This window comes from Listeria rocourtiae subsp. hofi, from assembly GCF_963575615.1.
GTDB classification, from domain to species: domain Bacteria; phylum Bacillota; class Bacilli; order Lactobacillales; family Listeriaceae; genus Listeria_A; species Listeria_A hofi.
In genome coordinates this window covers 101,149-111,051 of record NZ_CAUYTL010000006.1, presented here as the reverse complement: position 1 = coordinate 111,051, position 9,903 = coordinate 101,149, and the positions used below count along the sequence as shown (strand labels likewise).

The 9,903-nt window shown below is 40.0% G+C and carries 6 protein-coding genes; all 6 read right to left on the bottom strand.

Annotation, left to right across the window (positions count from 1 at the left end):
- Positions 1-900 precede the first annotated feature (900 nt).
- The 6 genes from R8925_RS04965 to R8925_RS04940 all read right to left on the bottom strand — a co-directional run bounded on the left by R8925_RS04965 (position 901) and on the right by R8925_RS04940 (position 9,872).
- Complete coding sequence (locus R8925_RS04965; protein ID WP_430534806.1) at positions 901-2,403, bottom strand: immunoglobulin-like domain-containing protein; 1,503 nt, start codon at positions 2,401-2,403, stop codon at positions 901-903.
- Between the two features lie 310 nt (positions 2,404-2,713).
- Positions 2,714-3,706, bottom strand: coding sequence for a toxin Cry1Ac domain D-VI-related protein (locus R8925_RS04960; RefSeq protein WP_430534805.1), 993 nt, complete (start codon positions 3,704-3,706; stop codon positions 2,714-2,716).
- 211 nt (positions 3,707-3,917) lie between these two features.
- On the bottom strand, positions 3,918-6,566 hold the full coding sequence (locus R8925_RS04955; RefSeq protein WP_430534804.1) for a toxin Cry1Ac domain D-VI-related protein: 2,649 nt from the start codon (positions 6,564-6,566) through the stop codon (positions 3,918-3,920).
- 238 nt (positions 6,567-6,804) lie between these two features.
- A complete protein-coding gene (locus tag R8925_RS04950) occupies positions 6,805-7,851 on the bottom strand; it encodes a glycosyltransferase family 4 protein (RefSeq protein WP_430534803.1) in 1,047 nt (348 codons plus the stop codon).
- Positions 7,839-8,591, bottom strand: coding sequence for a WecB/TagA/CpsF family glycosyltransferase (locus tag R8925_RS04945; protein ID WP_430534802.1), 753 nt, complete (start codon positions 8,589-8,591; stop codon positions 7,839-7,841). The genes R8925_RS04950 and R8925_RS04945 overlap by 13 nt, the downstream gene beginning before the upstream one ends.
- Before the next feature lie 24 nt (positions 8,592-8,615).
- On the bottom strand, positions 8,616-9,872 hold the full coding sequence (locus R8925_RS04940) for a nucleotide sugar dehydrogenase (RefSeq protein ID WP_430534801.1): 1,257 nt from the start codon (positions 9,870-9,872) through the stop codon (positions 8,616-8,618).
- Positions 9,873-9,903: the final 31 nt, after the last annotated feature.

Below are 9,903 nucleotides of genomic sequence, written 5' to 3'. Positions count from 1 at the left end.
TCATTGTATCAAAAAAGAAAAACTGTATAAACAATGAACTAAGATTCATTATTTACACAGTTTATTTTACACTCCCGCTAAGGAATTTTTAAAGCACTACAATCTATTTGTACTGAACCCCAAAAGTTGGACCAAATTTAATTAGACTTCTTGGCTGACCTGAAGACGGTACTCTACCGGACTCAAGCCAGCCAATTTTTCCTTATATGTACGGTATTTCGTTCTGGATTTACGCGTATATTTTGTACATAGGAGGCCTAATTTTCGAGTTATTTTTAGTATTTTTTTATGATTCACTACGATGTCGCGCTTTTTACAGCTAAGCCAATACGACGGTATCCGTAGTCGTGGTTATTCTCTTCATAGATAGACTGAATGACTGTTTCTAAATCATCATTCGATGGTATCATGTCTAATTAGTGTTGCCAATACATATACGTAGACTTAGTCATACCAGTGATTTTCAAGAGTAGCGTTAATCGGAATTTTTGCCGAAGCACCCGGATGATTCGGACTTGAATTTTAGCAGGTGGATCGAAATATTTCCCCCAAAAGCTCGGAGCTTTTTTATGAAGGCGAGCTCCGCTCGTAGTAACTCATTTTCTTGTTCTAACTGTTGTTCTCTTGTCATCTATTTCTTTTTTACTTTCTTTAGTTTATTCGTCAATGAAAGGCTCTCCATTGATCTCGTAAGTTCCTCCACGCCATCTTCCATCATTTTTTCTTCCAATTAAATATTCTTGTACTACATAAACTTTAAATGCTGCATCATATTTTGCGATAATAAAAAACCCCAAGAGCTAGATTTTTGGTCTAACTTTTGCGGTGCACATCACACATGGGTGATAAGAAACCCATTACGAATTCCTTATCACCTCGGTTGCTATAGAAATTGGTTTTCTATTTTAAAATCTCTACGTTTCCTTCTGATAGTACATTGGTTCTTGAGGCATCGTAACCTACGATTGTAACAACGCTGTCTACTTTAATTTTCTTATCGTATGCGTAGAATTTGAAGGTGCCATCTGGTGAAATCGTGCCACCGTAGTATAGCGTGCCATCGATTGTAACTCCGAATGTTTTAATATCGCCTGTGACTGTACCTACAATGTTCTTCTCACCCATCGTGAATGTTGCGGATGTTGTTGCGGCATCCTTCTTCAAAGACTTTACTGTTACTGAGAAAGTTGTCTTGATAGACTTGTCAACACCATGAAGATTCACAATAATTTCATCTGTTTCTTTCGCGATTTTATCTAAGGCATAGAAACTGAATGCGCCATCTTTAACCTTACCACCATAGTAGCGTTTGCCGTTTACATCAACACTCATCGCGGTTGCATTACCAGTGTAGTTTCCTGTCAAATAGCGATCTTGCTTTAAAGTAAATGTGTTACCTGTTCCTGTAACTCTATCAGTCAGTTGTTTTTGCGCTTCTACTATCTGCGCTTCTAATTCTGCTTTTTTGCCTGCATCTGTGATAGTTGCTACTAGCTCTTTTGCATTGTCGATGGCTTCTTGATTCGTACTTTCTTTGATCGTTCCTGTGACATCATTATTGTTAAAAAGTTCTTTGACTGCATTTGTTGCCACTTCTTGGCGGGCTTCTTCGGCTGCTGTTTCCGCTGTTTTGGCATCTACTTGTTTTTGGGCTTCTGTGATATACGCCTCAAGCTCTGCCTTTATTGTCGGGTCCATTACTTTGTCAACAAGTTCTTTTGCCTTATCAATGCTTTCTTGTGTCACATCCGCTGTGATTAGTCCTTGTGGGTTCTTATTTTCGAATAGGTTATTGACAGCTTCACGTGCATTATCTTGTGCTACTTTATCGCTGTTCGCCTCTTCAAGCGCATCTTTTTCTAATTGGGCTTGTGTTTTTTGAATCGTTAAACCACTGATCTCTACGTCAAAGTTATAATTAGTAATTGTACCTGCCGAGTTCTTTGTTGCTACATCTAGCATGATTAATGAACCTGCAGTCATTTTAAATTTGGCTCCAGAAGAAAGTATCCGTCCTCCTGCGGATAAAGTTCCTAGAGAAACGCGAGCATCCACGGAATGTTTTGCGACAGTTGTCGTTGCTTTTGTAGAATAGGATATTTCATACTCCTTTCCTGCTTCTAAATTATTTTTAGAATTGACTAGTACGCGACCATATGAATAGCCATTTGACTGAGTAAGTTTAATAAGGGAGTTATTCAGAGTAGCGCCACCTTCAGAAACAGCCCCTCCATTCGCATTTAGGAATTTATACGAAGTCCACTTAGAATCTAATTCATGCATCACACTCGCTTGTGCTTGTGTAGTTGACAATGGCGCGATTACACCACCTACTACCCCTGATCCAATTATAGCCGTAGCTGTCATAACATTCATTACTTTTCTTAACATATTTTTTCCCATTTTATCAACCTCTTTCAATAGTATTTGTCTTGCTTAACCTTAGTATAGAGCATCGGTTGGATGAAATTAGGATATTTCATAATTTTTTTAAACTAAAAAAAATACGAAATTTAATTTCTTCCCCTTGAAAAGGACTACCCTTTTACTGCCAAGGTTTAGTATCACAAAATAAATCATGATTTTTTCTGATAAGGTAGATATGGTGCATACTTTATATGACAATCTAGTGACTGGACATATACTAACAAAGTAGAGAGTAAAGTTAAATGGTATACTGGATTGTTAACAGAAAAATCATTTTCATTGGGCATTACTTCACTGTAACTGTTAAAGATGTCTTGATAGCTTTATCGGCACCGTGTAAATTCACGACAACAACGTCATTTACATTGAAAATTTTATCTAAAGCGTAGAAATTAAATGTACCATTGTGCACTGTACCGCCGTAGTAACGTTTTCCGTTCACATCTAAACTCATAGATGTGATATCGCCTGCGTATGTTCCAGTAATATAACGGCTAGTTTTTAGCATGAATGCATCTACTGTTCCGGATACTGCTGTTTCTTTTTCCGTTACTTGAGTTTGTGCTTTGGCAATGGCTGCTTCTAGCTCTGCTTTTTTAGTAGTATCTGTGATTAGCGCTACTAATTTTTTCGCACTATCTACTGCTGCTTGATCTGTATTTTCCTTGATTGTGCCAGCTGTATTGTTATTATTGAAAAGGCCTTCTACTGCTTTTTTCGCCGCTTCTTGACGTGCTAGCTCTGCTGCATTTTCTCCGCCTGTTTTTCCATCAACTTGTGCACGAGCGTTAGCAATATCTGCTTGTAATTCTGCTCGTACAGTTGGATTTGTTACAAAACTTGCAATCATTTCCATCCCATCGATATATGAGTGTGTCAGCCCATCCTTGATTGTACCGCTTGGATCATTGTTTTTGAAAAGTTGGTTTACTGCTGCTCTTCCTTGTTTTTCAGATGTTCTTTCGTTAAGTTGTTTTTGAGCTTCTGCAACTTGTGCTGTGAATTCTGCTTTTTTCGTTGCGTTTGAGACATATGCTATCGTAGTCTTAACGCTATTGATTGTAGTTTGGGTCGTTTCGGCTTTGATAGTTCCTGCTACATTATTGTTGTTGAACAATGCTTGTACATTTTGGCTGACTGCTAATTCCATTGGATCTACTGTTGTTTGTGCAGCTGCTACTGATAGTACATTGACCGGTGTAACAATCGCTCCTCCTAAAATGGCTAATGCTGCAGATGTTGCTAAAATTTTCTTGGTAATCTGTGTTCTAAAAATCATGTCCTGTCTCCTCTTAATCTTTTAATTTAGCTCACTTTTGTGGCTAAGTTCACTTTAACAAAAATTTCAGGTCGTTTTCCTTTCTACCCAGATGTGAGTGTCGTTGTTTGTGAATTTTATGTGATATTTTACAAAATAAAATAGATTATTAGGCATAAAAAAGACGATAAGAAGCTGGATTTGATAGCTCTTATCGCCTTTTTAGGTCTGCTTATTTAGAAACTACGAGGTTCATTTCTGATAATACATTTTTTGCTTTGTCGTAACCAACGATTGTAATAACGCTGTCTGCTGTGAATTTCTTGTCGGATACATAGAACTTGAATGTGCCGTCTGCTGCGATTGTTCCACCGTTGTATGTTGTGCCGTCGATTGTCACGCCGAAGCTCTTAATGTCGCCTGTGATAGTTCCAACGATGTTCTTGTCTCCAACTGCTAGGCTTGCAGATGTAATGTCACCTGATGTTACAACTGGTGCCGTGATAACAAGATTTTTCGAGATAATTAACTCGTTGTTTGCACTGTAGAAATTTAATACGACTTCATCTGTTGCGCTAGTAATTTTGTCTAAGGCATAGTACTTGAATTCACCATCTGCAACTGTTCCGCCCCAGTATGCTTTGCCGTTTACAACGATACCCATTTTAGTGATGTCGGAGTTGTTAAATGTTCCTGTGATGTAGGAATCTTTCACTTTGAAGGCGTTTTGTGTTACTTTTGTTGCTTCTTTTACTACTACTGGGAATGATGCTTGGATTGTTTTGTCTGCACTGTGCAAGTTAATGATGACTTTATCACTTACTGATGCAATTTTGTCTAAGGCATAGAAACTGAATTCGCCATTTTTAACTGTTCCACCGTAGTAAAGTTTACCGTTTACTTCTACGCTCATTGATGCTACGTCACCAGTGTATGTTCCTGTCAGGTAGCGATCTTGTTGCAAGATGAACGTGTTGCCTTTTCCTCTTACTTCTACTTTGGTTTCTTTGTCTGTTAGTTGTTTTTGTGCTTCTGCTATTTGTGCTTCTAACTCTGCTTTTTTGTCTGTGTCTGTCAAGGTCGATACGAGTTCTTTTGCTTTATCAATTGCATCTTGGGTTGTATCTTCTTTGATTGTTCCTGTGACATCATTGTTATTGAATAGTTCTTCCACCGCTTTTTTAGCAGCTTCTTGGCGGGCTTGTTCTGCTACCGCTTCTGTCTTTGCATCTAATTGCTTTTGTGCTTCTGTTACTTGTGCTTCTAATTCTGCTTTTTTCGCTGCGTTTGTTACTGCCGCTACTAGTTCTTTTGCTTTGTTGATTGCATCTTGGTCTGTGCTTTCTTTGATTGCTCCTGTCACGTCGTCGTTGTTGAATAGGGCTTTGACTGCATTCGATGCTGCTTCTTGGCGTACTAAGTCTTCTGTGGCTTCACCTTTTGCATCTAGTTGTGCTTGGGCTTTATTTAGGTCTGCTTGTAACTTTGCTTTTTCAGCCGGGTTCGATACTTCATTTACAAGGTTTTGGATAGCATCAATATAGGCTTGTGTCACAACGTCTTTAATTGTGCCTGTTACATCATTATTATTGAAAAGTTGACTAACACCAATTTTTGCAATTCGAATGTTTAATCGGTCTTGTGCTTCATCTAGTTGTGCTGTTAGTTCTGCTTTTTTAGTTGGATTTGTGACTGCTTCTACAGCTGTTTTAGCATTGTCAATTGCTGCTTGATCTGTCGCGTCTTTGATTGTTCCCGTTACGTCATTATTATTGAAAAGTTCTTTGACTGCGTTTGTTGCTGCTTCTTGACGCGCTTGCTCTGCTGCTTCTCCCGCGTTTGCATCTAGTTGTTTTTGTGCTTCTGCAATTTGAGATTCTAGCTCAGCTTTTTTGTCTGCATCTTTCACTATAACCACTAACTCTTTTGCATTGTCGATTGCTGCTTGATCTGTCGTATCTTTGATTGTTCCAGCTACGTCATTGTTATTGAATAGCGCTTTAACTGCATTTTCTGCTGCTTCTTGTTCTGCTTTACTTTGTGCATTGCGCTCGTTAAGCTGTGTTTGTGCTTTTTTTAGGTCGTCGCCAATCGGTAATCTTTCTGCTGCTGAAGCTACAAGGAAAATTAATTTCTGAGCCGCATCAATTTCTGCTTGCGTTAAATCTGCACGAATTTGGCCAGTTGGATCTTGATTTTCAAAAAGATTGTTGACTGCTGCACGTGCATTGATGGCCGCACTATCTTTTTCTAACTGTGCCTCGGATTTTCCGGCATAGATATCGCCAAATGTAATTGTACGTGTTCCAACACCGTTCTTTTGATTTACAAAGCTAATTTTTGTTGAGGTAGAAGTCGCTACAAACGTATAGCTTACTAGTTCGTCTTTACTTGTCGGCACAATTTTTTTATCTCCTACGATCAATTGTGCACCATCTTGTGCAGGCATAGCGCTTTGCTGCACACGTGTAGATATAGTATACTCTTTGCCTATTTCAGTAGCTACATTTTGTGCAATCGTATGAGAAAGCTTCGTACTAGATAATGTAAATGAGTTATCACTATTTACAGTTATTGTTTTAAATCCATCCGAAGTGGTGTATACATTTCCAACCTTCGTATACACATCGGTATTCGTGAAAGCAGTTGTTGCTCCTTGTGAAAGCCAATATTTCAATTTATTTGTGCTATCTAGTTCCCAATTAAAGTTTAGTAAACTATCACTTTGTGTTCCTGTGCTCGCTGTTCCAATTACATTCTGATCTTCTGCTGCTAGTGCAGTTAAAGAGGGTGTTAGTACCGCTCCACTAATACTTGATACAATAATCGCCTTGGCCGTCAATACGTTTAACATCTTCTTCATACTTTTTTTCTTTGTCATTTAAATCAACCTCTTTCGTTTAGTTTTTGTCTTGCTTAACCTTAGTATAGATCATCAGTTGGCTGAAACTAGGATATTTCATTTTTTTTAAAAAAGTTAAAAAAATCACGAAATTTAATCTCCTTACTTTGAAAAAAGCTACCCTTTTACCACCAAGATTTAGTTTATCAAAATAAACTAAGACTTTTTCAGATGAGGTAGATATAGCACGTCCTTTATATGACAATTTAGTGACATGTCACACCCTTTTCTGCATACTAAAATAACATGACTCCCATTTTTGCTGGTAGGCATCCATCGAAAATCGGCTTTTTATAGTTTCGAATGCGGCTTTCGAGTAGTGACTGCGCATTGTCTCATCGGTTAAAAACTGCGTAATTTCTGATTCTAACCTGGCTATATCGCCTGCTTCTATTAGGATACCGTTTTTTTTATGGCGAATCGCTTGGGGAATACCTCCGACTGTTGTGCTCAAATTGGGAATGCCGTATGCCATTGTTTCTAGAATCGCCATTGGGAGACCTTCGTGATAGGAGGGTAAAACATGAAGGACTGTGTTTTGTAGAATTTTTTCTTTTTCAGCTTCCTTTACCCAACCACCAAGAATGACATTTTCTACGTTCATTTCAGTTATTTGTGCCGCCATTTTGTCCAATTCGCCGTCTCCATATAAATAAAAACGAACATCGGGGAATTTTCGTCCAATGGTTGTGGCAACTTTTAGTACATCATAACTGCCTTTCCGCTCGCCGATTCGGCCAAACATCACAATATTTTTGGCGTCAACTTTGTAACAGTTCCTTGGCGACATCTCGACCGCATTCTCAATAATACTCACAGGAACTTTCGTCAATCCGTTGTAAAACCGTGCCCACTCTTTACTTAGAACTACCACTTTATCCGGTTCACCTAAAATATAACGTATATATTTCTGAATCAACGGGTGGCTCTTATCGTAGAAAACATCGAATTGAGAGGCGTGTATGTGTAAAACTACCGCGCACTCCTTCTTTGCTTGCAAAAGGAGCAATGCCTTCCGAAAAAAACTGCCGTCTTGAGCCATATGCACATGTACGATATCGATATTTTCGCGACGGATTCGTGATCTAATTCGTAAAATAGAAGAAATTGTCGTCTTCATTCGCGTCACTATTGAGCCTTCTTGCCACGTCACTAAAAAGCTTATTTCATGATTTTTCGAGTGGAAGTGTTGTTTAAAATTCGCGATTACCGTCGCGATACCGCCTTTTGCCTTGGCGTCCGGCCCAATCATTAAGATTCGCATTTTGTATTCCTGCTTTCTTTTTTTGCTTGTAGGATGTGTCTTAAAAATATAAAATTCCCTTTGATATAGCGTTCGAACATTCGTACAGGTTCCTGTGAAAATCGGTAAAACCATTCCAAACCTGCTTTTTGCATCCAACGTGGAGCCCGCTTCGTCTTGCCCGCAATCACATCAAAACTTCCACCGACTCCCATCACAAACGGGGCATTCATACGTTCCAGCTGCTCATGAATCCAAAACTCCTTTTTCGGGCTCGAAAACGCGACAAAGACAATATCCGCCTTACTCGCGCGGATATCATCTGCAATTTCCCCTGACATATGCTCTTCAAAATAACCGTTTTTATAACCTGCTATCTGGATGTTTGGATATTTTTTATGGCTCTGCGCAACAACTTCAGCTACGACTTCCTGTGCTGCGCCAAAGAAAAAGACCCGGTATCGTTGCTTATCCGCTAGCTTCAACACTTCATCCATCAAATCAATGCCGGCAACGCGTTCTGGGACATTCAGTTTCAACATTCTTGCCGCTACCAAAATAGAAGCTCCATCCGCATTGATAAGCGCCGAACTGTTTACAATCGCTCGTAACTTGGCATCTTTTTGCATTAAATTAATCTTATTGGCGTTGATAACTACATGCTGCATCGGTATTTGTGCTTTAATAATTTGCTCTACCTTCACGACTGTGGCCTCCATCGTCAAGGCATCTAACCTACTACCTAGTAATTTTATGCGCATACTTTTTAACCTCATTTCGGTATTTTAACAGCTTTTCGTATAATGATACACATTGCCCAAATTCATATAATTCACATTTGGCGCCATTCTTTTCACAATATTTTTAGTATCCAAAAGATGAGGTAGCGCCATACACGCCGTTGCTTCCTCGCTAATCGTGACAAATTCCGAATGATCCGTCAGCACTAAAATCAAAGAGCTACCAGAACAAGCCTCCTTCATAGTCAAGCAACCAATCGCCACGTGTGGATCATATTTCGCTACCTCAAAGCCTTGCGCTTCTAACAACGCCACAATTTTCATCGCCGGACTTTCACGCGTATCATCAATATTTCCTTTATAGGCGAGTCCGAAAACCGCGATTTTCTGCGTCGGTGCATCTTGCATCAATTTCTCCGTCAGACTCACCACATAATGTGGCATCGATGTATTAATCCCTCGCGCTGTTTGAATAAGTGGTGAAAAACTTGGCGCAGCTGCTGCCACAAAATACGGGTCAACCGCCAAGCAGTGCCCACCGACACCTGGCCCCGGCGCATGTAGATTCACCCGAGGATGATAATTCGCCATTTCGATGACCTTTAATGCATCGATTTGCAGGTCACCGCCAATTTTTGCGAGCTCATTTGCTAACGCAATATTAACGTCACGAAACGTATTTTCCATCAATTTGCTCAGCTCAGCCTCACTCGCCGTAGCGGAAATGAGCGCACCCTGCACAACGCTCGCGTACAACTTCTTCGCTTTTTCTGTACAAACTGGCGTCACACCACCGATAATGCGCGGATTATGCACTAATTCATAAGCAATATTTCCTGGCAAAACCCGCTCTGGGCAATGCGCCAAGTACACATCGACGCCAACTGTAAAACCAGCCGCCTGAATCATCGGTCGCACAACATCCTCCATCGTCCGCGGCGCAATCGTCGACTCGATAATCAGCAAATCACCATTTTTCAAATAAGGTACCACGCTTGTAATCGCGGCTTTCACATAAGAAAGGTCACACGATTTATACGCATCATCTCTATTCGGTGTCGGCACCGCAATAATAAAAGCATCCGAAGCGCTCGGCGTCTGTGAAACTTGAAAATTCCCCAGCACTCGCGCCTCCTGATACAACTCCTGCAAACCAGGCTCCTCAATATGCACTGTCCCTCGACTCAGCATTTCCACCACTCGCCGATTCACATCCACACCAATCACTTGATGCCCATGCATCGCGAATAGAACAGAAGTCGGAAATCCAATATACCCCAAACCAATTGTTGTTATTTTCATAGCTTCCTTCACCTTTCTTCCAAAATTATTT

Coding starts and splice junctions, on each gene's coding strand:
- R8925_RS04965 (WP_430534806.1), bottom strand. CDS start 2,403: ATGGGAAAAAATATGTTAAGAAAAGTAATGAATGTTATGACAGCTACG.
- R8925_RS04960 (WP_430534805.1), bottom strand. CDS start 3,706: ATGATTTTTAGAACACAGATTACCAAGAAAATTTTAGCAACATCTGCA.
- R8925_RS04955 (WP_430534804.1), bottom strand. CDS start 6,566: ATGACAAAGAAAAAAAGTATGAAGAAGATGTTAAACGTATTGACGGCC.
- R8925_RS04950 (WP_430534803.1), bottom strand. CDS start 7,851: ATGCGAATCTTAATGATTGGGCCGGACGCCAAGGCAAAAGGCGGTATC.
- R8925_RS04945 (WP_430534802.1), bottom strand. CDS start 8,591: ATGCGCATAAAATTACTAGGTAGTAGGTTAGATGCCTTGACGATGGAG.
- R8925_RS04940 (WP_430534801.1), bottom strand. CDS start 9,872: ATGAAAATAACAACAATTGGTTTGGGGTATATTGGATTTCCGACTTCT.